General features: G+C 71.0%; 24 protein-coding genes. 11 read left to right on the plus strand and 13 right to left on the minus strand.

Annotated features, from left to right (window positions below; translation table 11 throughout):
• Positions 1-20: 20 nt before the first annotated feature.
• The 5 genes from QZV97_RS03780 to QZV97_RS03800 are packed head-to-tail and all read right to left on the minus strand — an operon-like array spanning position 21 to position 3,398.
• Positions 21-641, minus strand: coding sequence for a hypothetical protein (locus tag QZV97_RS03780; protein ID WP_295638665.1), 621 nt, complete (start codon positions 639-641; stop codon positions 21-23).
• Positions 638-1,711 (minus strand): asparaginase, encoded by a 1,074-nt coding sequence (locus QZV97_RS03785; RefSeq protein WP_295638668.1) that lies wholly within the window; start codon positions 1,709-1,711, stop codon positions 638-640. Before QZV97_RS03785 ends, QZV97_RS03780 begins: the two co-directional genes overlap by 4 nt.
• A gap of 13 nt (positions 1,712-1,724) precedes the next feature.
• On the minus strand, positions 1,725-2,168 hold the full coding sequence (gene dtd / locus QZV97_RS03790; RefSeq protein WP_295638671.1) for a D-aminoacyl-tRNA deacylase: 444 nt from the start codon (positions 2,166-2,168) through the stop codon (positions 1,725-1,727).
• A complete protein-coding gene (locus tag QZV97_RS03795; RefSeq protein WP_295638674.1) occupies positions 2,165-3,070 on the minus strand; it encodes a cation diffusion facilitator family transporter in 906 nt (301 codons plus the stop codon). The genes dtd and QZV97_RS03795 overlap by 4 nt, the downstream gene beginning before the upstream one ends.
• A gap of 37 nt (positions 3,071-3,107) precedes the next feature.
• On the minus strand, positions 3,108-3,398 hold the full coding sequence (locus tag QZV97_RS03800) for a PepSY domain-containing protein (RefSeq protein WP_295638677.1): 291 nt from the start codon (positions 3,396-3,398) through the stop codon (positions 3,108-3,110).
• 134 nt (positions 3,399-3,532) lie between these two features.
• On the opposite strand from QZV97_RS03800, the gene QZV97_RS03805 reads away from it, so the two are divergent.
• Positions 3,533-4,198 (plus strand): response regulator transcription factor, encoded by a 666-nt coding sequence (locus QZV97_RS03805; RefSeq protein WP_295638680.1) that lies wholly within the window; start codon positions 3,533-3,535, stop codon positions 4,196-4,198.
• Positions 4,188-5,501, plus strand: coding sequence for a HAMP domain-containing sensor histidine kinase (locus tag QZV97_RS03810; RefSeq protein WP_295638683.1), 1,314 nt, complete (start codon positions 4,188-4,190; stop codon positions 5,499-5,501). The genes QZV97_RS03805 and QZV97_RS03810 overlap by 11 nt, the downstream gene beginning before the upstream one ends.
• Before the next feature lie 4 nt (positions 5,502-5,505).
• On the opposite strand, the gene tyrS is transcribed toward QZV97_RS03810, so the two are convergent.
• Positions 5,506-6,780 (minus strand): tyrosine--tRNA ligase, encoded by a 1,275-nt coding sequence (gene tyrS, locus QZV97_RS03815; RefSeq protein ID WP_295638686.1) that lies wholly within the window; start codon positions 6,778-6,780, stop codon positions 5,506-5,508.
• 189 nt (positions 6,781-6,969) lie between these two features.
• On the opposite strand from tyrS, the gene QZV97_RS03820 reads away from it, so the two are divergent.
• Positions 6,970-8,349: a M23 family metallopeptidase gene (locus QZV97_RS03820; RefSeq protein ID WP_295638689.1), complete on the plus strand. Its 1,380-nt coding sequence runs from the start codon at positions 6,970-6,972 to the stop codon at positions 8,347-8,349.
• A gap of 71 nt (positions 8,350-8,420) precedes the next feature.
• Entirely contained in the window at positions 8,421-9,521 is a 1,101-nt protein-coding gene (locus tag QZV97_RS03825; protein WP_295638693.1) for an anhydro-N-acetylmuramic acid kinase, read from the plus strand.
• A 61-nt stretch (positions 9,522-9,582) separates the two neighbouring features.
• Here the strand turns inward: QZV97_RS03825 and erpA are convergent, their stop codons facing one another.
• The 5 genes from erpA to rplM all read right to left on the minus strand — a co-directional run bounded on the left by erpA (position 9,583) and on the right by rplM (position 12,115).
• Complete coding sequence (gene erpA / locus QZV97_RS03830; protein WP_295638695.1) at positions 9,583-9,948, minus strand: iron-sulfur cluster insertion protein ErpA; 366 nt, start codon at positions 9,946-9,948, stop codon at positions 9,583-9,585.
• Positions 9,945-10,388 (minus strand): polymer-forming cytoskeletal protein, encoded by a 444-nt coding sequence (locus QZV97_RS03835; protein ID WP_366558885.1) that lies wholly within the window; start codon positions 10,386-10,388, stop codon positions 9,945-9,947. The genes erpA and QZV97_RS03835 overlap by 4 nt, the downstream gene beginning before the upstream one ends.
• Before the next feature lie 46 nt (positions 10,389-10,434).
• Entirely contained in the window at positions 10,435-11,148 is a 714-nt protein-coding gene (locus tag QZV97_RS03840) for a DUF6776 family protein (protein ID WP_295638701.1), read from the minus strand.
• A 135-nt stretch (positions 11,149-11,283) separates the two neighbouring features.
• Positions 11,284-11,676, minus strand: coding sequence for a 30S ribosomal protein S9 (gene rpsI / locus QZV97_RS03845; protein WP_295638705.1), 393 nt, complete (start codon positions 11,674-11,676; stop codon positions 11,284-11,286).
• A 10-nt stretch (positions 11,677-11,686) separates the two neighbouring features.
• A complete protein-coding gene (rplM, locus tag QZV97_RS03850) occupies positions 11,687-12,115 on the minus strand; it encodes a 50S ribosomal protein L13 (protein WP_295638709.1) in 429 nt (142 codons plus the stop codon).
• Positions 12,116-12,527: 412 nt separating this feature from the next.
• On the opposite strand from rplM, the gene QZV97_RS03855 reads away from it, so the two are divergent.
• The 3 genes from QZV97_RS03855 (at position 12,528) to QZV97_RS03865 (ending at position 15,000) form a co-directional block, all read left to right on the plus strand.
• Positions 12,528-13,139: a GNAT family N-acetyltransferase gene (locus QZV97_RS03855; RefSeq protein WP_366558886.1), complete on the plus strand. Its 612-nt coding sequence runs from the start codon at positions 12,528-12,530 to the stop codon at positions 13,137-13,139.
• A gap of 119 nt (positions 13,140-13,258) precedes the next feature.
• Positions 13,259-13,960, plus strand: coding sequence for a hypothetical protein (locus QZV97_RS03860; protein WP_295638716.1), 702 nt, complete (start codon positions 13,259-13,261; stop codon positions 13,958-13,960).
• Positions 13,961-13,983: 23 nt separating this feature from the next.
• Positions 13,984-15,000 (plus strand): serine/threonine protein kinase, encoded by a 1,017-nt coding sequence (locus QZV97_RS03865; protein WP_295638719.1) that lies wholly within the window; start codon positions 13,984-13,986, stop codon positions 14,998-15,000.
• 7 nt (positions 15,001-15,007) lie between these two features.
• Here QZV97_RS03865 and htpG read toward each other — a convergent pair whose 3' ends face one another.
• Positions 15,008-16,873, minus strand: a complete 1,866-nt coding sequence (htpG, locus tag QZV97_RS03870; protein ID WP_295638722.1) for a molecular chaperone HtpG — start codon at positions 16,871-16,873, stop codon at positions 15,008-15,010.
• Between the two features lie 174 nt (positions 16,874-17,047).
• Between htpG and QZV97_RS03875 the strand changes: the two genes are divergently transcribed.
• Together QZV97_RS03875 and QZV97_RS03880 are read left to right on the plus strand one after the other, a co-directional pair.
• The gene (locus tag QZV97_RS03875) at positions 17,048-18,301 is read left to right on the plus strand and encodes a cation:proton antiporter (protein ID WP_295638727.1); all 1,254 of its coding nucleotides are present in this window, start codon (positions 17,048-17,050) and stop codon (positions 18,299-18,301) included.
• A 3-nt stretch (positions 18,302-18,304) separates the two neighbouring features.
• Positions 18,305-19,417, plus strand: a complete 1,113-nt coding sequence (locus QZV97_RS03880) for a YbdK family carboxylate-amine ligase (protein WP_295638730.1) — start codon at positions 18,305-18,307, stop codon at positions 19,415-19,417.
• Between the two features lie 24 nt (positions 19,418-19,441).
• Here the strand turns inward: QZV97_RS03880 and QZV97_RS03885 are convergent, their stop codons facing one another.
• Complete coding sequence (locus QZV97_RS03885) at positions 19,442-19,999, minus strand: DUF4148 domain-containing protein (protein WP_295638733.1); 558 nt, start codon at positions 19,997-19,999, stop codon at positions 19,442-19,444.
• 171 nt (positions 20,000-20,170) lie between these two features.
• On the opposite strand from QZV97_RS03885, the gene QZV97_RS03890 reads away from it, so the two are divergent.
• Both QZV97_RS03890 and QZV97_RS03895 read left to right on the plus strand, forming a co-directional pair.
• Positions 20,171-20,845, plus strand: coding sequence for a heavy metal response regulator transcription factor (locus tag QZV97_RS03890; RefSeq protein ID WP_295638736.1), 675 nt, complete (start codon positions 20,171-20,173; stop codon positions 20,843-20,845).
• A complete protein-coding gene (locus QZV97_RS03895; protein ID WP_295638739.1) occupies positions 20,842-22,206 on the plus strand; it encodes a heavy metal sensor histidine kinase in 1,365 nt (454 codons plus the stop codon). The genes QZV97_RS03890 and QZV97_RS03895 overlap by 4 nt, the downstream gene beginning before the upstream one ends.

A 22,206-nucleotide genomic window follows, 5' to 3' on the forward strand; every position in this document is an offset into this window, starting at 1 on the left:
CCCCCGCTGCGGGGCGGCGGCTAGCTGAACCGGCAGTGGTAGGGGGTGTCGCCGAGCTGGACCAGCCACACCGGCTGGCCGCTCGGGCCGATGCCGTTGCGCAGCACGAAGCTCGCTGACTTCAGCGGCAGGCCCTGGGCCAGCAGGTCGGCCATCACCGCGTCGGAGTCGCGGAAGTTCATCGGCAGGTCCGGCGTGCGGCGGCGCTCCTCGCGCCAGGCGATGGCGCGCTGCGCATAGGCCAGCTTGCCTTCGGCGATGCCCTGGGCGAGCGGGCTGTCGGGCAGCGGAAACGGCTTGAGGACCGCGTCGAAGCACTCGCGGCCGAAGCGGCCGAACTTCGCGTCGCCGTCCAGGTACCACTGGCTCATCATCTTGGCGCGGCGCTCAGGCAGGTCGAAGACGAACTCCCAGCGCCGCGCGGCGCCGTCAGCGGCGGCACCCTGCGGCGCCAGCACATGCTTCAGGCGGGCGTCGCCGTCGTGGCGGTGGGCTTCGCGCACCGCACGCTCCAGCGCCACCGACACGACGCAGGGCACGCCGCCACCCGGCGGCCGGTCGCTGACCGTCACGGCCTCGTGGAGACTGCTGCGGTCGAGCCAGCGGTCGATGTGGTTGAGAAGCTTCCTCGGAGCGCTCATGCCTCGGTCCTTGCCCGATCGATCCTCGTGCCGGCACCGAGCGCACTGCGCAGGGCCGTACCGGCCCTGAGCCCGCCGACCTCGATGCCATTCCAGTTGCGCAGCGTGACTTCGCTCAGCGAATGCACGAAACGCGCCTCCTCGCCGGACAGGCTCACGCAGGCCTCGATCACTGCGGCCATCGCCACCTCGGCCGCGCGCGCGGTGTTGCCGTCGTCGATCTTCAGCGCCACGCCCAGGCCCCGCCCGGGCAGCGCCGCGCAGTAGACGCCCTCGGCGCCGACCTTGACGAAGGCGCGCTCGCCCAGCCGTTCCATCACGCGGGTATCGAAGCGGCCGGTGCCGCCCACCATGAAGGGCGTGGCCGCGACGGCCTGGCGCAGCCGGCGCGCCGCCGCCGCGCGCCGTGGGGCCAGGCCGACGCCGCTGCCGAAACGGGCGAAGCCTCGCGCCAGGTCGCGCAGCGCGATGCCGTAGGTCGGGATCGAGCAGCCGTCGGTGCCGCGTGGCGCGCGGTCCAGGTCGGCGCCGGTGACGGCGGCCAGCGCGCTGCCCACCTCGCGCATCAGCGGGTGCCCGGCCTTCACGTAGCCGCGCAGCCAGCCGGCCACGTCGCCGCTCGCGAGGCCGCAGCCGAAGCAGACGAAGCCGGCGTGCTTGCCCGAGCAGTTGTTGTGCAGGGCGCTCGGCAGCTCGCCGCGGGCCGCGAGCTCGCGCTGCGCGGTGTCGAGACCGGGCCAGTGCGTGCCGCACTCCAGTACCGCGGCATCGAGCCCGGCGCGCGCCAGCATGTCGCTCGCCACCTCGACGTGCCGCGGCTCGCCGTTGTGCGAGGCGCAGGCCAGCGCCAGCGCCTCGTCGCCGAGCTGCAGGCGCTCGGCTGCGCCGCTTTCCACCAGCGGCAGCGCCTGCAGGGCCTTCACGGCCGACCGCGGGAAGATGGGTCGCTCGACGTCGCCCAGCGCGCACAGCAGCGCGCCGTCGGCATCGATCACGGCGAGCGCGCCGCGATGCGCCGACTCGACCATGCCGCCGCGCAGCAGTTCCACCAGCACCGGATTCGTCGTCATCGCAAGGAGTCTGTCATGGGGCCACGAGCATCGGGATCGTCACCGGCCCGTCGTTCACCAGGTGGATTTTCATGTCCGCGCCGAACACGCCCGCTTCGACTTGGGGATGGCGGGCGCGCGCCGTGGCGAGTACGCGCTCGTAGAGCGCGCGACCCTGCGCGGGCGGCGCCGCGCCACTGAAGCCGGGCCGGTTGCCGCTGGCCAGGTCGGCCGCCAGCGTGAACTGGCTGACGACCAGCAGACCGCCCCGCACGTCGACGACGCTGCGGTTCATCTTGCCGGCCTCGTCGGAAAAGATACGCAGCTTGAGCAGCTTGTCGACCAGCTTGTCGGCCACGGCTTCGGTGTCGGCGGGCTGGGCGCACACCAGCACCAGCAGGCCGCTGCCGATCGCGCCGACCGCCCGGCCGTCGACGACGACGCGCGCCTCGCTCACGCGCTGCACCAGCGCGATCAAGGCCGGTCCTCCGTCTCGTCCACATCCACCGCGTCGACATGCGCCTCGACATCGCTGGGCAGCAGCTGGATGCTCGCGCGCAGTCCCGGCACGGCGCTCATCAGCGCCTGCTCGACCGCGTTGCGCAAGGCCGCGGCGCGGTCGAGCGTCCAGCCTGCCGGCAGGTGCAGGTGGAGGTCGACGAAGCGCCGCTGGCCGGCGCGCCGGCTGTGGACATGGTCGAAGCGGATCGCCGGGCCGCGAAAGCGCGCCAGCACCGCGTCGATGTCGCGCAGGACCTCGGGCTCCAGCCTCGCATCCATCAGGCCGTCGACCGAGCGGCGCACCAGCGAGCTGCCCTCGCGCAGGATGTTGATCGCGACCGCGATCGCCGTCACCGGGTCCAGCCACAGCCAGCCCGTCGCCTGCACCGCCAGCACGCCGGCGACGACGCCGGCCGAGGTCCAGACGTCGGTGAAGAGGTGGCGCGCATCGGCTTCGAGCGCCATCGAGCGCTGCTTGCGCGCGTGGCGCAGCATCGCGAAGGCCAGCGCGCCGTTCATCACGGATCCGGCCACGGTCAGCACCAGCCCCAGGCCGACCGCCTGCAGCGGTTGCGGGTCGAGCAGCCGCAGCACCGCGGCCCAGACGATGCCCAGCGCCGCGGCGAAGATCAGGATGCCCTCGAAGCCGCTCGAGAAGTACTCGGCCTTGTGATGGCCGTAGGGATGCTCGGCGTCGGGCGGCCGGCTTGCCACCGTCACCATCCACAACGCGAACATCGCGCCGGCCAGGTTGACCAGCGATTCCAGCGCGTCGGACAGCAGGCTGACCGAGCCGGTGAACCACCACGCGCCGGCCTTCAGCGCGATCGTGGCCAGCGCGACCGCGATCGACAGCTGGAGGTAGGCACCGACCGACATGCGCCGATTGTCGTCGGCGCCCCGGCCGGGGCCGGACTCAGCGCCAGCTCGGCTTCAGGCGCTCGAGCGTCTTCGGGTGGAACAGGCCTTCGACCTTCCAGCCGTCCTTGTCGTAGGCCTCGACCTCGTAGCAGCCGTCGTCGATCTCGATCTTGCGGATGCGCCAGCCCTGGGCCGTGAGCTGCTTCTCCAGGTCGGCCATCGGACGCCACTGCGACTGCGGCCCGGCCTGGCAGCGGTCGCGGTCGTCGTCGGCCAGGGCGGGGACCGCCGCGAGGGACAGCGCGGCCAGCAGGGCGGCACGCGGCAACAGGGACGTCTTGGTCATCGTGAAGCTCCGGTCGATGGGATGGCCGGATGCTGCCGCCGCACCGTGAACCGGACCTGAACCTGGCACGGCCCGCGTTCAGACCCGGTTCAGGGCGCACCGGCACGCTGCGAGAATCCTTGCCACGCATCGCCATGCACCTGCTGCTCCTCGAAGACGACATCGACCTCGGCCAGGCGGTCGTCGACCACCTCGAAGCCCACGGCCACGCCGTCTCGTGGTTCAAGCTGTGCGCGCAGACCGAGGCCGCACTGGCCCAGGGGCTGCCCGCCGACCTGCTGCTGTTCGACCTGCAACTGCCCGACGGCGAGGCGCTGGAAGTGCTGCGCCGGCTGCGCGCCCGCGGCGACCGCCGGCCGGTGATCGCGCTGACCGCACGCGACCAGGTCAGCGACCGCATCCGTGGCCTGCAGGCCGGCGCCGACGACTACCTGGTGAAGCCCTTCGACCTGGACGAGATGCTGGCGCGCATCGACGCGGTCGCGCGGCGCAGCGGCGCACTGGACCCCCAGGCGGTGCAGGCGCGGCAGGCGACGCTGGACTTCGAGTCCAAGCGCGCGCTGCGCGACGGCGCGGCGGTCACGCTGACGGCGATGGAGTGGGCGCTGCTGGGCCGCCTGGCCAGCCGGCCCGGCCGCATCTGGAGCCGCGCCGAGCTGGAGCAGGCGCTGCACGCGCAGGCCGGGCGCGACGAGGTCGAGAGCAACTCGCTCGAGGTCATCGTCAGCCGTCTGCGGCGCAAGCTGGGGCCGGAGCTGATCAGCACCCACCGCGGCCTGGGGTACCGGCTTGAGCACTGAGCGCGGCGCCTGGCAGCTCGAGCGGCGGCTGCGGCGCCAGCTGCTGCTGGCCCTGGCCGGCCTGTGGCTGGCCGGCGCGATCACCGCGCTGGTCGGCCAGCAGCTCGAGCTGCACGACGTGCTGGACGACGCACTGGAGGACACGGCGCAGCGCGCGCTGAGCCTGCCGCTGCGCGACGACGCCGGCGTCGAGGCGCCCGGTCGTCGCGGCGATGACGACGACGAGCACGCGCGGCTGCAGATCTTCGACGGCGGCGGCCGCCTGCTGTGGCGGTCTGCCGAGTCGCCCGACGCGCCGCTCGCCGACCTGCGGCGCGAAGGCACGCGCAACGAAGGCACCTGGCGCGTGTCGGTGCAGCGGCTGGACGACGGCGATCGTGTGGCCGTGGCCGCCGAGCCGCTGGAGACGCGCTACGAGGCGCTGGGCCAGGCCGTCCTGTGGCTGCTGGCCCCCCTGCTCGCGCTGCTGCCGCTGGCCGCGCTGCTGGTGTCGATGGTGCTGCGGCGCGGCTTCCGCGCGCTGGAGCCACTGCGCGAGGGCCTGGCGCGACGCCAGGCCGCGGACCTGTCGCCGCTGCCGGCGGCCGGCCTGCCCGGCGAACTGCAGCCGCTGGTCGAGACGCTGAACGCGCTGCTGGCGCGCGTCGATGCGGCGCTCAAGGCCGAGCGCCAGTTCGCTGCCGCCGGTGCCCACGAACTGCGCACGCCACTGGCCGCGGCGCGCGCGCAGGCTCAACGTCTGGCACAGGAGGCGCGCGGCGAAGGACTGGCCGAGCGCGCCGAGGCGCTGGTGCGTCAGCTCGACCGCCTGTCGTCGCTGGCGAGCCGGCTGCTGCAGATCGCGCGCGTCGAGTCCGGCGTCGCTTTCAAGCGCGAGCCGGTCGACCTGGCGCAGCTGGCGCGGCTGGTGGCCGACGAGTTCGCCGAAGCGCAGCCGGGCGGACGCCTGCGGGTCGAAGGCCTGGCGTCGGCATCGGTCGCGGCCGATACCGACGCGCTGGGCATCGCCGTGCGCAACCTGATCGACAACGCGCTCAAGCACGGCGGTCCCGACGCCCGCGTCACGGTGCAGGTCGGCACTGCCTCGATCGCCGTGCGCGACGACGGCCCGGGCGTGCCGCCCGACAGCCTGGGCCGGCTGGTGCGCCCCTTCGAGCGCGGCACGTCGGCCGCCGAAGGCAGCGGCCTGGGGCTGGCGATGGTCGACACGATCGCCCGCCAGTCGGGCGCGAAGCTGGTGCTGCGGTCGCCGCTCGACGGCGGCCGGGGCTTCGAGGCCGCGCTGCACTTCGGCAGCGCCTGAGCGCTCAGCTCAGCGTCACGCGCGCGAACTTGCGCTTGCCGACCTGGACCACGAAGGTCCCGGCGGCGAGCTTGAGGCCCTTGTCGCTGACCGTGGCACCGTCGATGCGCACGCCGCCGCCATCGATCAGGCGCATCGCCTCGCTCGACGAGGGCGCGAGTCCGGCCTGCTTGATCAACGCGCCGATGCCCAGGGGAGCGCCGGTCAGCGCGATCTCCGCAATCTCGTCCGGGATGCCGCCGCGCGAGCGGTTGATGAAGTCCTGCTCCGCCGCGTCGGCCGCCGCCACGCTGTGGAAACGCGCGGTGATCTCCTTGGCGAGCATCACCTTCGCGTCCTTCGGGTTGCGGCCGGCCTCGACCTCGGCCTTCAGCGCCGCGACCTCGGCCTCGGCGCGCCAGCTCAGCAGCGCGTAGTAGCGCCACATCAGCGCGTCGCTGATCGACAGCAGCTTGGCGAACATGTCGTTGGCCGGCTCGGTCAGCGCGATGTAGTTGCCCTTGCTCTTGGACATCTTCTCGACGCCGTCCAGGCCTTCGAGCAGCGGCATCGTCAGGATGCACTGCGGCTCCTGGCCGTACTCGGACTGCAGCGCGCGGCCGACCAGCAGGTTGAACTTCTGGTCGGTGCCGCCGAGCTCGAGGTCGGACTTCAGCGCCACCGAGTCGTAGCCCTGCATCAGCGGGTAGAGGAACTCGTGCACCGAGATCGGCACGCCGGACTTGAAGCGCTTGGTGAAGTCGTCGCGCTCCATCATCCGCGCGATCGTGTAGCGCGACGCCAGCTGGATCATGCCCCGCGCGCCCAGCGGATCGGACCACTCGGAGTTGTAGCGGATCTCGGTCCGGGCGGGGTCAAGCACCAGGCCGGCCTGCCTGAAGTAGGTCTGGGCGTTGGCCTCGATCTGCTCGCGCGTCAGCGGCGGTCGGGTGGTGTTGCGGCCGGACGGGTCACCGATCATCGAGGTGAAGTCGCCGATCAGGAAGATCACCTGGTGCCCCAGGTCCTGGAGCTGGCGCATCTTGTTCAGCACCACCGTGTGGCCGACGTGGATGTCCGGCGCGGTGGGGTCCAGGCCCAGCTTGATGCGCAGTGGCACGCCGGTTGCATCGGACCGGGCGAGCTTTTGCAGCCAGTCCTCCTGCGGCAGCAGTTCATCGCAACCGCGCAGGCTGATGGCCATCGCCTCGCGAACCCGGTCGGTGACCGGGAATTTCGATGCAGATGAAGGCCGTTGATCGCTGCTTGCAGCGAGTGCCTGATCGGCGGACTGGGACATGGGGAAGATTTCGGGTTTCCACAGTGGCCGCAAGGGGGGTCACCGGTAGAATTTCACGGTCGGAACGCGACGGCATTCTAGAGGACGCCCCGAACCTCGCCGTCGCAGCCAGACCTCACAAGCCGGCCTGCCGGACCGCCCTCGCGGGCTTTCGCGCAGGACCTCCTACACCGTTCGGGACCGTTGGGATTGAAGACCGCTGACTCTCTGCTGCGCCTGGCGCAAGACACCAACGCCATGCTGCAGCGCCATCCCCGGCGCCTGACGGCCGCGGTGGTGACCCTCCTGCTCGGATCGGCCGTGACGGCCTTCGGCGTCGCCCCGCTGGCGCCGGACGCCGCCGACCTGCCGCGCCGCGTGGTGACCGAAAGCGTCACGCTGCTGTCACTCGACGCACAGTTGCAAGCGCTTGAAACGCACGCGGTCGAGCTCTACCGCAGCGACCTGACCCGCAACAGCGACACCGCCGACACCCTGCTGCAGCGCCTCGGCGTGGACGATCCGGAGGCGGCCGCCTTCCTGCGCCGCGACAGCGTCGCCCGCAAGCTGCTCGAGGGCCGTGCCGGCAAGATGGTGCGGGCGCTGACCAGCGAGGGCCGCCTGGCCGAACTGGTGGCCCGTTCGCCCGCCGAGACCAGCGCGCAGTTCTCGACCCACTTCACGCGGCTGACCATCACGCGCGACGCCCTGGGCCTGCAGGCGCGCACCGAGCAGGCCGCGCTGGCCACCGAGGTCAAGCTCGGCTCGGGGACCATCGAGAGCTCGCTGTTCGCCGCCGCCGACGACTCGCGGCTGCCCGATCCGGTGACGATGCAGATCGCCGAGCTGTTCGGCAACGACATCGACTTCCGCCGCGAGCTGCGCCGCGGCGACAGCTTCACGGTGCTCTACGAGGCCCTGACGGCCGACGGCGAGCCCATCACCTGGAACCAGGCCTCGGGTCGGGTGCTGGCGGCGCAGTTCATCAACGGCGGCCGGCAGCACGACGCGGTGTGGTTCCAGGACGCCGCCCCCGGCGGCAAGATGCGCGGCGCCTACTTCGGCCTCGACGGCCGCAGCAAGACCCGCATGTTCCTGGCCTCGCCGATGGCCTTCTCGCGCGTGACCTCGGGCTTCGCGATGCGGCTGCACCCGATCATGAAGACCTGGCGTGCCCACCTGGGCGTCGACTACGGCGCGCCGACCGGCACCGCGGTGCGCGCGGTCGGCGACGGCGCCGTCGAGTTCTCGGGCTGGCAGAACGGCTACGGCAACGTCGTCATCCTGCGCCACCCGGGCGATCGCGAGACGCGCTACGCGCACCTGAGCCGCATCGACGTCAAGCGCGGCCAGCGCGTCGAGCAGAGCCAGACGATCGGCGCGGTCGGCGCCACCGGCTGGGCCACCGGGCCGCACCTGCACTACGAGTTCCGGGTGCGCGGCCAGGTCGTCGACCCGATGACGATCGCCCGCAACTCAGAGAGCTTCACGATCTCGCCGGCGGCGCGCAGCCGCTTCGACGAGATCGCCGGCTCGGCCCGCTCGCAGCTGGCGGTCGCGCCCGCCACCGCAGCAGCCCGCTTCGAGTGATCCACGTCCGCCACGACGCGAAGGCCCGCTCCGGCGGGCTTTTTCGTGGGCGCGGCGCTTAGCATCGACCCATGGACGAGCGCTACATCGGGCTCATGTCGGGCACCTCGATCGACGGGGCCGACGGCGTGCTGATCGATTTCGGCGGCGGTCGCATGCAGGTGCTGGCCCATGCCCACCTGGGCTTCGAGCCTGGCCTTCGCGCCGAGCTGCTGGCGCTGAACGCCGCCGGCGACAACGAGCTGCACCGCGCCGCGCTGGCGGCGAATGCGCTGGCGCGCGTCTACGCCGCGGTGATCACCGAACTGCGCTCGCAGGCGCCGGGCCCGGTGCGGGCCGTCGGCGCGCACGGGCAGACGGTGCGCCACCGCCCCGGCCAGTTCGACGGCACCGGCTACACGCTGCAGATCAACGCGCCGGCCCTGCTGGCCGAGCTGAGCGGCCTGACGGTCGTCGCCGATCTGCGCAGCCGCGACGTCGCCGCCGCCGGACAAGGTGCGCCACTGGTGCCGGCCTTCCACCGCGCGCGCTTCGCGCTGGCCGGGCAGGACCTGGCGGTCGCCAACATCGGCGGCATCAGCAACCTGAGCCTGCTGCCCGCCGACGGCCCGGTGCGCGGCTTCGACTGCGGTCCCGGCAATGCGCTGATGGACCTGTGGTGCCAGCGGCATCGGGGCCGCCCCTACGACGACGCCGGCGCCTGGGCGGCGGGAGGCCGGGTGATCCCGGGCCTGCTGGCCGCGGCGCTGGCCGACCCGTACTTCGCGCTGCCCCCACCCAAGAGCACCGGCCGCGACGACTTCCACGCCGACTGGCTGGACGCCCTGCTGGCCGGCCAGCCGACCGCCTCGCCGCAGGACGTGCAGGCCACGCTGTGCGAGCTGACGGCCCGGGCGATCGCCCGCGACCTGCGCGCGCAGCTTGCGGGTGCCGGCGAGCTGCTGGTGTGCGGCGGCGGCGCCTTCAATGTCGAGCTGATGCGGCGCCTGCAGCAGGCGCTGCCGGGCTGCAGCGTGGCATCGACCGCGAGCCGCGGCCTGCCGCCGCTGCAGGTCGAGGCTTCGGCCTTCGCCTGGCTGGCCCGTGCCTGCCTGCGCGGCGAGGCAGGCAACCTCGCGTCGGTCACCGGCGCCCGCGGTCCGCGCGTGCTCGGCGCGATCTACCCGGCCTGAGCGCTCCCGGAAACGACGAAGCCGCCCGGAGGCGGCTTCAGCGGGACGGGACCGACGCGGATCAGACCGAGAAGCTGGAACCGCAGCCGCAGGTGGTGGTGGCGTTCGGGTTCTTGATCACGAACTGCGCACCCTCCAGATCTTCCTTGTAGTCGATCTCGGCGCCGGTCAGGTACTGCAGGCTCATCGCGTCGATCAGCAGCATCACGCCGTTCTTCTCCATCTTCGTGTCGTCGTCGTTGACGATCTCGTCGAAGGTGAAGCCGTACTGGAAGCCCGAGCAACCACCGCCCTGCACGAAGACGCGCAGCTTCAGCTCCGGATTGCCTTCCTCGTCGACCAGTTGCCTGACCTTGTCGGCAGCGCTGTCCGTGAAGACGATCGGGGCGGGCATTTCGGTCGCGATGGATTCGGCAACGGCGCTCATGAGGACTCCTGGGACTGACGGTCGCCCGCCACCTTCGTATTGTGACCGACGGCTGCGACGTTCGCATTCGCTGCCAGACGAAGTGCGGGCTTGTCCTCCGCATTCAAGGGCTTGAGCTCGCCGTGGACCTGGGCGCCCTGGTGCATCTCGAGGCGCTCGTAGCGCACGTTGCCCTCGATGCGCGCCCGCGGCTGCAGTTCCAGCAGCTCGTCCGACTCGACCGGCCCGCGGACCTCGCCGTTGACGATCACGTGGCCGGCCTTGACCCTGCCGGCGATGCTGGCTTTGTCGCCGATGACCAGCAGGTTGCGCCCGTCGCCGAGCGCGATCACGTTTCCCATGACCCGGCCGTCGATGCGCAGGCCCTCGGTGAAGCGGATCTCGCCCTCGATCACGGTGCCCTCACCCACCAGGGTGCGGATCGGCGGTTGCTTGCTCATTCCGAACATCTTGACCTCCAAGAACCCGGGCCGCCGCGGCGACCGTTCACAGATTGACGTCCTGGCTGGCGCGGATCGCCCCCTGGGCGTCGACCACGCTGACCTGCAGAGCCTCGACCACCACCGCGGCCGGGAACTCGATCACGCCATCCACACGTTGATACTGACGGAACTGCAACGCACGGGCCGTGCCCGCCGGTGCCTGTGACCAAGCCCGTCCGTCGAGCCGCCCCCGCAGCGTCAGCTCGTAGCGCCCCTTGAACTCCGCCGGCGACTTGCCCGGCTGCATCACCAGCAGCTGGTAGCGCAGCTGCCCCTGACCGACGACCTCGGCCTGCAGGCCGCGCACCATCAGGCCCTGCCGGCCGCTGGTCGGCAGCAGGCGCTCGAAGAAGCCCAGGTCGCCCTTGAGTGCCATGTTCTCGGCCTCCAGCGCCCGCACCTGACCGGCCAGCCGGTCGAGCGTCGTCCGCTCGGTCTTCAGCAGGCTCTCGGCCGTGTTGGCGATGCTCTGGGCCTTGTCGCGCTCGCTGCGCAGTTGCTCGACTTCGTCGGCCGCACTGGCAGATTCCGCGCGGCCCCCGCCCCGATCGAGCCCCGCGATGTCCTTGCCGAACTCGAAGGCCCACACCGCGAGCGCGGCCGAGAAACCCAGCGCCAGCGCCATCACGGCCCAGCGCAGCGGCCAGGGCAGATGGCTGCGCACGATCATGCGCGGGGCGCTGATCGACAGACGGCGGCGCAGCAGCTTCCAGCGCATGGTGGGTTCGAGAGGAAAGCCGGATTCTAGGTAGCGAGCTTGGTGCCTCCGGCTCCAAGTTGCAACGGCTGATGAAGTCGGCACGCGAATGAAAAAGCCGCCCGAAGGCGGCCTTTTGTCTCGCTTGCAGCGCGATCAGCGCTTGCTGAACTGCTTGCGACGGCGCGCGCCGTGCAAACCGACCTTCTTGCGCTCGACTTCGCGCGCATCGCGGGTCACGAAACCCGCGCGGCTGAGCTCGGGCTTGAGCGCCGCGTCGTAGTCGATCAGCGCCCGCGTCACGCCGTGGCGCACCGCACCGGCCTGGCCGGACTCGCCACCACCGTGCACGTTGACCTTGATGTCGAAGGCTTCGACGTTGTTGGTCAGGAACAGCGGCTGCTTGACGATCATGATCGAGGTCTGGCGGCCGAAGTACTGCTCGACCGGCTTGCCGTTGACCGTGATCTGGCCCGAGCCCTTCTTCAGGAAGACCCGCGCCACCGACGACTTGCGGCGGCCGGTCCCGTAATTCCAATTGCCAATCATCGTCTTCCCCTCAGATCGCCAGCGGCTTGGGCTGCTGGGCGGTGTGCGGGTGCGAGGCACCGGCATAGACCTTCAGCTTCTTGATCATCGCGTAGCCCAGCGGGCCCTTCGGGAGCATGCCCTTGACGGCCTTCTCCAGCGCGCGGCCGGGATGCTTGGCCTGCATGTCCTTGAACTTGGTCGCGTAGATCCCGCCCGGGAAGCCCGAGTGGCGGTAGTAGATCTTGTCGTTGGCCTTGTTGCCGGTGACGCGCAACTTGTCGGCGTTGACGATGACGATGAAATCGCCGGTATCGACGTGAGGCGTGTAGATGGGCTTGTGCTTGCCGCGCAAACGGAGGGCCACTTCGCTGGCAACCCTGCCGAGAACCTTGTCGGTCGCGTCGATCACAAACCACTCGTGCGTCACTTCGGCCGGTTTGGCGCTGAAGGTTTTCATGAGGGTCCTGACGGTAAATCCCGGCTCTTTGCAGCGGTCGGTGCCTCTTGTGAAGCCCGTCTCGCGACGGACCCGAGGCCTCTTAGGCTGCATGATCGGCAGCATGGCTGCCGCTGACTTTTCCCGGAGCCGGACGGCGGGAAAGCCGCGGAGTATATCCGCGATCGTCGCGCCCGAGCAACGTCCGGGACCGGCGGCTGGAGAGCCGTTCGAGGCCGGCCTTCACCCGGCCATCCATCGGCAGCGGCAACAGGTCTTGGCGTCTACAATTCAGGGTAAACCCTAGTCTTCTTCCATGGGCTTCCCCGGCGACATCCTCCATCGAAGCTCCCTTTCCGCCAACCGGCACGCCGGTCCGGACTCGGAGCCGCCCCCGGGCGCGGGCGCCTTTCGCTGGGTGCCGATCCGCTCGTTGGCACAACGCCACCGCGAACGCATCGTCGCCCACCTGCTGGCCCTGCCCGCCCACGACCGCTACCTGCGCTTCGGCTACTCGGCCAGCGATGCCCAGATCGTCGCGTACGTCGACACCATCGGCTTCGAGCGCGACGAGGTGTTCGGCATCTTCAACCGCCGCCTCGAGCTGATCGCGATGGCGCATCTGGCCTACGAGCGGCCGGCGCAGCTGCAGTCGCGCCCGCCGATGGTCGAGTTCGGCGTCTCGGTGCTGCCCCAGGCGCGCGGCCGCGGCTACGGCGCGCGGCTGTTCGAGCATGCGGTGATGCACGCGCGCAACCGCGGCATCGACACGCTGTTCATCCACGCGCTCAGCGAGAACACGGCGATGCTCAAGATCGCCCACCGCGCCGGCGCCGTGGTCGAGCGCGACGGTGGCGAGGCCAGCGCCTGGCTCAAGCTGCCGCCCGACACGCTGGCCAGCCAGGTCGAGGAGCTGGTCGAGACCCACGCCGCCGAGGTCAACTACCAGTTCAAGCGCCACGCGATGCGCCTGGAGCAGCTGATCGACGCCGTGGGCGAGGTGCGCGCGCAGATCGCTCGCAGCACCGGCGCCGCGAGCGAGTGACGCGTCGCCCGGCAGCGACGGCCCCCAGGTGGGGGGGCGCTGCACTGCGGCCCCGGGCTAGCATCCCTGTCCGACTGCGCCCCGCCTCGGCCTAGACAGTCTCTCGGCCGGCCTCGCTGATGACCTCGTCCCCCTGGATGCTTCTGCTGCTTGCCGGCGTTGCCGTGATCGGCGCGTTCTGGCTCGGCCGCAGGTCGAACGCGCGCAACACGCAGACGCCGCTGCCCGGCGACTGGGCGGTGATGGCGCGGCCGGTGCTCAACGCCGACGAGCGCCGCACGATGCGCATGCTGCGCGACGCGATGCCCCAGTACGTCGTGCTCGCCAAGCTGCCGCTGGTGCGCCTGTGCCAGCCGCGCGACCCGCAGAAGGTGCGCTACTGGTTCGACCTGCTCGGCCCGTTGCACGTGAGCTTCGCGGTCTGCAGCCCCAACGGCCGCGTGCTGGCCGTCATCGACCTCGAACCCGAGCGCGGCTTCTCGCGCCGCGCGGCAAAGATCAAGCAATCGGTCCTCGACGCCTGCCGCATCCGCTACCTGGCCTGCCGCGCCGACAACCTGCCGCCGGCCGGCGAACTGCAGCTGCTGCTGCGCCCCCAGGGCGTGGTCAGCAGCCCGGTGCCGCTGGCCCCCACGCCCACCTTCGTCGCGGCGCGCAGCACGCTGTCGGACACCGTGCGCACCAAGCGCGCCGAACGATCCGCGCGCTGGGCCGACTCCAACTTCCCGCAGGATTCCTTCTTCGCACCGGACAGCCGCCACGACGGCAGCCCGAACAGCGAGTTCTCGCCGCTCAGCATGGCGCGCGAGGACCTGCGCTGAAGCCTGCGTGAGACCATCGCGGCATGGAAGATGCCGCGAGCGCCCCGCAACCCTTTGCCGACCTGACACCGCACGCGGTGCTGGACGCGCTCGCCGATGCCGGCCTCTACGGTGACGGCCGGCTGCTGCAGCTCAACTCCTACGAGAACCGCGTGTTCCAGGTCGCGCTGGAAGACGGCGGCTTCGTCGTCGCCAAGTTCTACCGGCCGGGCCGATGGAGCGACGCGCAGATCCTCGAGGAGCACGCCTTCGCCCTGGAACTGGCCGCCGCCGAGGTGCCTGCGGTCGCGCCGCTCCCGCTCGATGCCGGCCGCATCGTGGCCGGCACCACCCTGCTCGGCACCCCGCCCACGCTGGCCTGCCGCGGCGACATGCGATTCGCGGTCGCCCCGCGTCGCGCCGGCCGCGCGCCCGAGCTCGACGACCCCGAAGTGCTGGAGTGGATCGGCCGCTTCATCGGCCGCCTGCACATGGTCGGCCGCAAGCAGCCCTTCACCCACCGCCGCACGCTCGACGTCGACACGCTCGGCCGCCAGCCGCGCGCCTGGCTGCTCCGGCACGAGGTGCTGGCGCCCGCCGAATCCGCACGCTGGGCCGAGGTCGCCGACCAGGCCCTGGCGCTGGCCGAGCAGCGCTTCGCCGCCGTCGCCCCGCGTCGCCTGCGCCTGCACGGCGACTGCCATCCCGGCAACCTGCTGTGGACCCCCGAGGGCCCGCACTTCGTCGACCTCGACGACGCAATGACCGGCCCGGCCGTGCAGGACCTGTGGATGCTGCTATCGGGCGACCCGGCCGAGGCGCGCCGGCAGCTCGCCTGCCTGCTCGAAGGCTACGAGAGCTTCTGCGACTTCGACCGCCGCGAGCTCGCGCTCGTCGAGGCGCTGCGCACGCTGCGCATGATCCACCACAGCTTCTGGATCGCGCAGCGCTGGGCCGACCCGGCCTTCCCGGCCGCCTTCCCGTGGTTCGGCGGCCCGAGCTACTGGTCGCAGCAGACCGCCGACCTGCGCCAGCAGATCGAGGCCATGAGCCAGGACTGAGATTCGCTCAGGTCAGCAAGCGGTTCACCCGCTGCACGTAGGCCGCCGGATCTTCCAGCTGCCCGCCCTCGGCCAGCACCGCCTGGTCGAACAGCACATGGGCCAGGTCGTCGAAGCGCTCGCTGCCGTCCAGGCGCTTCACCAGGGCGTGCTCCGCGTTCACTTCCAGGATCGGCTGGCCGGCCGGTGCGGCCTGCCCGGCCTGCTTCAGCAGCCGCGCGAGGTGGCCGCTCATGTCCCCTTCTTCCACCACCAGACAGGCCGGCGAATCGACCAGGCGCGTCGTCACGCGCACGTCCTTCGCGCGGTCCTTCAGCGCGTCCTTCAGCCGGTCGAGCACCGGCTTGAAGGCTGCGGCCGCAGCTTCGAGCTGCTGCTTCTCGGCCTCGTCCTGCAGCGTGCCCAGGTCGACCGCGCCCTTGGCCACGCTCTGCAGCGGCTTGCCCTCGAACTCGAACAGGTGCGCCAGCATCCACTCGTCCACACGGTCGGCCAGCAGCAGCACCTCGATGCCCTTCTTGCGGAAGAGCTCCAGTTGCGGGCTGCTCTTCGCCGCCGCCAGCGTGTCGGCGGTGATGTAGTAGATGGCTTCCTGGCCGTCCTTCATGCGCCCGGCGTAGTCGGCCAGGCTCACGCCGGCCTCGGCCTGCGTCGACGCGAAGCGCAGCAGCTTCGCCAGGCGCTCCTGGTTGGCGTGGTCCTCGCCGACGCCCTCCTTCAGCACCGCGCCGAACTCCGCCCAGAAGCTCGCGTACTTGTCGGCATCGTTCGCGGCCAGGTCCTCCAGCATGCCCAGCACGCGCTTCGTGCTGCCCTCGCGGATCGCCTTCACGTCGCGGCTCTCCTGCAGCAGCTCGCGGCTCACGTTGAGCGGCAGGTCGCTGGAGTCGATCACGCCCTTGACGAAGCGCAGGTAGCTCGGCATCAGCGCCTGCGCGTCGTCCATGATGAAGACGCGCTTCACGTAGAGCTTCACGCCGCTCTTGCGGTCGCGGTTCCACAGATCCTGCGGCGCCTTGGCCGGCAGGTAGAGCAGCTGGATGTACTCGCTGCGGCCTTCGACGCGGTTGTGCGTGTAGGCCAGCGGCGGCGCGCTGTCGAAGGCGATCTGCTCGTAGAAGCTCTTGTACTCGGCGTCGGTGATCTCGCTCTTGGCACGCGCCCACAGCGCCGCCGCCTTGTTGACGGTCTCCCACTCGTCCAGCGTGACGTACTCGCTCTTCTCGGCGCTCCACTCCTGCCTGCGCATCAGGATCGGCAGCGAGATGTGGTCCGAGTACTTGGCGATCGTCGACTTGATCTTCCACTGCGACAGCCACTCGTCCTCGCCCTCGCGCAGGTGCAGGATCACGTCGGTGCCGCGCTGTGCGCGTGCGATGCGCTCGACCTCGAACTCGCCCGTGCCGGCGCTGCTCCAGCGCACGCCCTCGTCGGCCGGCAGGCCGGCGCGGCGCGTCTCCACCGTGATGCGGTCGGCCACGATGTAGCCGCTGTAGAAGCCCACGCCGAACTGGCCGATCAGCTGCGTGTCGCGCGCCTGCTCGCCCGAGAGCTTGCCCACGAACTCGCGCGTGCCGCTCTTGGCGATCGTGCCCAGGTTCGCGATCGCCTCGGCCTCGTTCATGCCGATGCCGTTGTCGCTGATGGTGACCGTGCGCGCGGCGGCGTCATAGCTCACCCGCACCTCCAGCGTCGGTGCGTCTTCGAACAAAGCGGCCTCGTTCAGCGCTTCGAAGCGCAGCTTGTCGCAGGCATCCGACGCGTTGGAGATCAGCTCGCGCAGAAAGATCTCCTTGTTAGAGTAGAGCGAATGCGTCACCAGGTGCAGCAACTGTTGCACCTCGGCTTGAAAAGACAGGGTCTGCTTGTTCATGGCGGACTGAAGATTCGTTGGGATGGTCGCTACCGCGATGCCTCGATCGCGCGCGGCGTGGATTGTGGGGCCGCTCGCGCGGCTTTCAAGCCCGGCATCGCCCGCGTCCCGTGACCGGAACTCATGCCCCATCCCCGCGCTCCCACGGTCGGGCCCAGAGGAGACCAGAACAAGATGAACGACAACCCGCTCGCCAACGCCGACGTGCTGCGCGCCCCGCTGTGGACGCTCGAGGGCCTGCGCAGCGCCGACCCGGTGCTGGGCATCGCGCTGCTCATCATCGTCGCGGTCGTGGCCGGCGAGGCCGTGCGCCGCTGGACCCGCCTGCCGCGCGCCTGCGGCCACATGCTGGTCGGCGTCATCGCCAGCCCGCTGGCGCTGCGCCTGCTGGAGCGCACCGACCTCGACCCCTGGAAGCCGCTGCTCGACCTGGCCGTCGGCGTGCTGGTCTTCGAACTCGGCACGCGCATCCGCCCGCGCTGGCTCATCCACAACCCCGCGCTCGCGCTGCAGGGCGTGGCCGAGGCGCTGCTCGCCGGCGCCGCGGTGACCGGCGCGCTCGTGCTGCTGGGCGTCGCCCCGATCTCCGCGGCGCTGGCCGGCGCGGTCGCGATGGCCACCTCGCCGGTCATCACGATGTCGGCGGTGTACGAGTGGCAACCGCGCGGCCAGGTCACCGAACGCCTGCTGATGATGACCGCGCTCAACAGCGTGCTGGCGGTGCTGGCCCTCAAGGGCTGGCGCGTCGTCGCCACCGCCGACGGCCCGCTGCGCGCCGAGTGGCTGCCCGCGCTGGCCAATGCGATCTACGTGCTGTGCGGGTCCTTCCTGCTCGGCGCGCTGCTGGGCCTGCTGCTGACCTGGCTGTCCAAGCCGATGCGCCGCACCACCGCCAGTGCGGTGCTGCAGATCGGCCTGCTGGTGCTGGGCGCGCTGCTGGCCACGCAGTGGACGCTGTCGCCGCTGCTCGCCCTGCTGATCGCCGGCATCGTCGCGCGCGAGCGCATGGGCCACGGCCTCACCGTCGAGCCGCAGCTCGGCACCGCGGGCACGGCACTGACGGTGCTGCTGTTCGTGAGCCTCGGCCTCGTCAGCACCGTCGAGAACATCCTCAGCCTGTGGCCCTGGGTGCTGGCGATCATCGTCGCGCGCGCGCTCGGCAAGGGCCTGGCCATCGTCGCGATGTCGCGCCACAGCGGCCTCAGCCTCAAGCAGGCGCTGGCCCTGACGCTGGCGCTGCAGCCCATGGCGCAGTCCGCGCTGCTGCTGGGCGCCAGCACCTACGGCTGGCCAGGCGACGCACCCCTGGTCGAGGCCGGCCTGCTGCAGGCCCTGCTGATCGCGGTGACGCTGATGCAGCTCAGCGGACCGATCTGGGCCCAAATCGCACTGCGCCAGATCGCCGGCGAAGTGCCGCAACGGAGCTGAGCCATGCCCCTGCAGGACTTCACCCCTTCCGAGGCGCTGACCCTGGGCGTCGAGCTCGAGCTCCAGCTCCTCAGCACCCACGACTTCGACCTCGCCCCGCAGGCCGAGGACCTGCTGCGCGAGACCGCCAGGCATTCCGGCGCCTGGGACATCAAGCCCGAGATCACGCGCAGCATGATCGAGATCGGCACGTCCATCCAGCGCCGCCACGGCCCGCTGCGCGACGAGCTGCGCGACATGCGCAACCAGCTCGCGCGCGCCGCCCGCAAGCTCAACATCTCGATCGCCGGCGGCGGCACGCACGCCTACCAGCACTGGAGCGAACAGCAGATCTTCCCCGGCGAGCGCTTCCACTACATCAGCGAGCTCTACGGCTACCTCGCCAAGCAGTTCACCGTCTTCGGCCAGCACGTGCACGTCGGCTGTCCCGACGGCGACCAGGCGCTGTGGCTGCTGCACGCGCTGAGCCGCTACGTGCCGCACTTCATCGCGCTGTCCGCGTCCTCGCCCTACGTGCAGGGCCAGGACACCGGTTTCGACTCGGCGCGGCTCAACTCGGTGTTCGCCTTCCCGCTGTCGGGCCGCGCACCCTTCGTGCGCAGCTGGGACGAGTTCGGCGGCTACTTCGACAAGATGACCGCCACCGGCGTGGTCCAGTCGATGAAGGACTTCTACTGGGACATCCGGCCCAAGCCCGAGTTCGGCACCATCGAGCTGCGCGTCTGCGACACGCCGCTCATGGTCGACAAGGCCGCGGCGCTGGCCTGCTACCTGCAGTGCATCTGCCGCCAGCTGCGCGAGGAAAAGCCCTTCGAGCCCAGCGAGGACGACTACCTCGTCTACACCTTCAACCGCTTCCAGGCCTGCCGCTTCGGTCTCGACGGCGAGATCGTCGACCCCAAGACCAAGCAGCGCTCGCGGCTGCGCGACGACATCCTGCGCACCCTCACGCGGCTCGACGAGCACGCGCTGGACCTCGAGGCGCTGGACGCCACGCAGCTGCTGCGCGATTCGCTCTTCGAAGGCAACGACGCGCGCTGGCTTCGCAGCCAGCGCGCGTCGTCGCTGCCCTTGTCGGCGGTGGTCGAGGCGGCCGCGCAGCGCTGGGTCGTCTGACCCGCGGCGCTGGCCGTCGCCGGCTCAATGCCGGCCAAAGCGCAGGTGCACCGGCAGGTCGTTGAGATTGACCTTGGGCTCGGCCTGCATCGCCGTGTCGGCCGTCGCGGCCTTCTCGGTCTTCATGCCCATCGAGAAGCCCTCGCCGGCGGCCACGCGCAGGTCGCCCGACGCGGCGGTCGACGCGGCGGCCGGCTTGAACACGCCCACGTAGCGCAGGCTGTTGCCGCCGCCGACCTCGGCCCAGCCATCCGAGTACACCGGGTTCTTCTTCCACGCCTCGAGCTCGGCGAGCACTTCGGCGCGGCTGCGGCCCGGGCCGGCGTGGCCCACGAAGCGCAGGCTGTCGCCGCCGTTGACTTCGGCCCAGCCGTCGGCATGGACCGGGTTCTTGCGCCATGCGGCCAGTTCGGCCAGCACGTCGGCGCGGGTCTTGCCGCTGGCGCCGGGCTGCTCGACGCGCACCAGCGTGTCGCCGATCAGCTGGAAGCCGTCGTGCGACGGGATGCCCTGGGCCGACACGGCCAGCGGCGAGAGGGTGGCCACGGCAGCCAGGATCAGGGTGTTGAGGCGGAAGGACATGATGAACTCCTTGTGGGATGTTGAGGGTCGGTTGCAGCGCTGATTCGTTTCAGCGTGGAGGGAACTTTAGAAATCGACCCCCGACGCGAAGCGCACCGCTCGATTACCTTTGTGCAAGGAAAGTCGCCCGCGGCCGACTGCAGTTCACGCGACACGAATCGGGGAACTGCGATGCGACTGCTGGTGGTGGAAGACGAGCCCAAGCTGGCCGAGTACCTGCGCAAGGGCCTGGGCGAGAACGGCTATGTGGTCGACGTGGCGCACGACGGCATCGACGGCCGCCACCTGGCCACCGAAGGCCAGTACGACCTGCTGGTGCTCGACGTCATGCTGCCCGGCGTCGACGGCTTCGGCGTGCTGGATGCCGTGCGCAAGGTACGCGACACGCCGGTCCTGATGCTCACCGCCCGCGACAAGATCGAAGACCGCGTGCGCGGCCTGCAGGGCGGCGCCGACGACTACCTCATCAAGCCCTTCTCCTTCTCGGAGCTGCTGGCGCGCGTGCAGGCGCTGCTGCGCCGCGGCCGCGCGCCGCAGGAGAGCAGCACGCTGCAGCTCGGCGAGCTGGAGCTCGATCTCCTCAAGCGCAAGGCCAGCCGCGCCTCGCAGCGCCTGGACCTCACGGCCAAGGAGTTCGCGCTGCTGAGCCTGCTGCTGCAGCGCCAGGGCCAGGTGCTGTCGCGCACCGTGCTGGCCGAGCAGGTGTGGGACATGAACTTCGACAGCGACACCAACGTCGTCGAGGTCGCCGTGCGCCGCCTGCGCAGCAAGCTCGACGACCCCTACGCCACCAAGCTGCTGCACACCGTGCGCGGCATGGGCTACGTGCTGGAGCAGCGCGCGTGAGCCTGCCCGGCCCGCGCCGGTCCATCGTCGTCCGCCTGACGCTGGCGCTGGCGGCCATCGCGGTGCTGGTGTTCGGCGCCGCCGGCAGCGCGCTGTACTGGACGCTCGAGCGCGAGCTGATGCGCGTCGAGTTCGACGAGGTGCAGGGCAAGATCGAACAGGTGCAGCAGATGCTGGCCGACAGCCCCAGCGGCATCGACGACGCCTTCCGCACCCGCCTCGACGGCGTGCTGGCCGGCCACGGCAACCTGCTGGTCGCGATCCGCTCGCGCCAGGGCGAGCTGCTGTTCAGCAACTCCGACGACCCGCTGCGGGCCGTCAACGCCGCCACGCCGTCGATGTTCACCCTGCAGAACGGCAGCGCCACGGCCGGCTGCAAGGTCGAGATCCGCGAGCCCGGCCCGGTGCAGGGTGCGCAGGTCACGGTGGCGCTGGCCCACAGCATGCGCGGCGGCGTGCTGCGCATGTACCGCGGCACGGTCGTGTGGATCTGCGTGGCGGGCTTCGCGGCCACGCTGCTGCTGGCCGCCTGGGCCACGCGACGCGGTTTCCGGCCGGTGCGCAAGCTGGCCGAGCAGGCCGCGCGCATCACGCCCGAGTCGCTGTCGCTGCGCCTGCCCGAGGCCGGCGAAGACCAGGAGCTGCAGGCCCTGGCCGGGTCCTTCAACCAGGCGCTCGACCGGCTGCAGCAGGCCTATTCGCGGCTGGAGGGCTTCAACGCCGACGTGGCCCACGAGCTGCGCACGCCGCTGGCCACGCTGATCAGCGGCATCGAGGTCACGCTGGCGCAGCCGCGCGGGCGCGACGAGCTGGAGCAACTGCACCTGTCCAACCTGGAGGTGCTGGAACGCATGCGCAGCATCGTCAACGACATGCTCTTCCTGGCCCGCGCCGACAACGGCGAGCAGGCCGCCGACCGCCAGGAGGTGTCGCTGGCCGACGAAGCCGGCAAGGTGCTGGAGTTCTACGACGGCCTGATCCAGCAGGCCGGCGTGCAGGTGCTGCTGGAGGGCGACGCGCGCGTGCGCTGCAACCCCGGCCTGGTGCGGCGCGCGGTGTCCAACCTGCTGTCCAACGCGATCAAGTACTCGGCCGACGCGGCCCGCGCCGTCCGCATCCGCATCGCCGACGGCGAGGGCAATGCCTCGCTGACCGTCAGCAACCGCGGCCCGACCATCCCGCCCGACACGCTGCCGCGCATCTTCGACCGCTTCTACCGCGCCGAGCCGTCGCGCGGCCGCAGCGAAAGCCACGGCCTGGGCCTGGCCATCGTGCGCGCCGTCGCCACCATGCACGGCGGCAGCGCGCTCGCGCGGTCCGAAGACGGCCTCACCGAAGTGGACTTTCGCCTCGCCAAGTGA

The organism is uncultured Methylibium sp. (assembly GCF_902826655.1).
Taxonomy (GTDB): Bacteria; Pseudomonadota; Gammaproteobacteria; order Burkholderiales; family Burkholderiaceae_C; genus Methylibium.

Excerpts from the sequence above, each read along its gene's own strand:
- QZV97_RS03780 (WP_295638665.1), bottom strand. The coding sequence starts at position 641 with ATGAGCGCTCCGAGGAAGCTTCTCAACCACATCGACCGCTGGCTCGAC.
- QZV97_RS03785 (WP_295638668.1), bottom strand. The coding sequence starts at position 1,711 with ATGACGACGAATCCGGTGCTGGTGGAACTGCTGCGCGGCGGCATGGTC.
- QZV97_RS03795 (WP_295638674.1), bottom strand. The coding sequence starts at position 3,070 with ATGTCGGTCGGTGCCTACCTCCAGCTGTCGATCGCGGTCGCGCTGGCC.
- QZV97_RS03800 (WP_295638677.1), bottom strand. The coding sequence starts at position 3,398 with ATGACCAAGACGTCCCTGTTGCCGCGTGCCGCCCTGCTGGCCGCGCTG.
- QZV97_RS03805 (WP_295638680.1), top strand. The coding sequence starts at position 3,533 with ATGCACCTGCTGCTCCTCGAAGACGACATCGACCTCGGCCAGGCGGTC.
- tyrS (WP_295638686.1), bottom strand. The coding sequence starts at position 6,780 with ATGTCCCAGTCCGCCGATCAGGCACTCGCTGCAAGCAGCGATCAACGG.
- QZV97_RS03825 (WP_295638693.1), top strand. The coding sequence starts at position 8,421 with ATGGACGAGCGCTACATCGGGCTCATGTCGGGCACCTCGATCGACGGG.
- erpA (WP_295638695.1), bottom strand. The coding sequence starts at position 9,948 with ATGAGCGCCGTTGCCGAATCCATCGCGACCGAAATGCCCGCCCCGATC.
- QZV97_RS03835 (WP_366558885.1), bottom strand. The coding sequence starts at position 10,388 with ATGAGCAAGCAACCGCCGATCCGCACCCTGGTGGGTGAGGGCACCGTG.
- QZV97_RS03840 (WP_295638701.1), bottom strand. The coding sequence starts at position 11,148 with ATGCGCTGGAAGCTGCTGCGCCGCCGTCTGTCGATCAGCGCCCCGCGC.
- rpsI (WP_295638705.1), bottom strand. The coding sequence starts at position 11,676 with ATGATTGGCAATTGGAATTACGGGACCGGCCGCCGCAAGTCGTCGGTG.
- rplM (WP_295638709.1), bottom strand. The coding sequence starts at position 12,115 with ATGAAAACCTTCAGCGCCAAACCGGCCGAAGTGACGCACGAGTGGTTT.
- QZV97_RS03860 (WP_295638716.1), top strand. The coding sequence starts at position 13,259 with ATGACCTCGTCCCCCTGGATGCTTCTGCTGCTTGCCGGCGTTGCCGTG.
- QZV97_RS03865 (WP_295638719.1), top strand. The coding sequence starts at position 13,984 with ATGGAAGATGCCGCGAGCGCCCCGCAACCCTTTGCCGACCTGACACCG.
- htpG (WP_295638722.1), bottom strand. The coding sequence starts at position 16,873 with ATGAACAAGCAGACCCTGTCTTTTCAAGCCGAGGTGCAACAGTTGCTG.
- QZV97_RS03875 (WP_295638727.1), top strand. The coding sequence starts at position 17,048 with ATGAACGACAACCCGCTCGCCAACGCCGACGTGCTGCGCGCCCCGCTG.
- QZV97_RS03880 (WP_295638730.1), top strand. The coding sequence starts at position 18,305 with ATGCCCCTGCAGGACTTCACCCCTTCCGAGGCGCTGACCCTGGGCGTC.
- QZV97_RS03885 (WP_295638733.1), bottom strand. The coding sequence starts at position 19,999 with ATGTCCTTCCGCCTCAACACCCTGATCCTGGCTGCCGTGGCCACCCTC.
- QZV97_RS03890 (WP_295638736.1), top strand. The coding sequence starts at position 20,171 with ATGCGACTGCTGGTGGTGGAAGACGAGCCCAAGCTGGCCGAGTACCTG.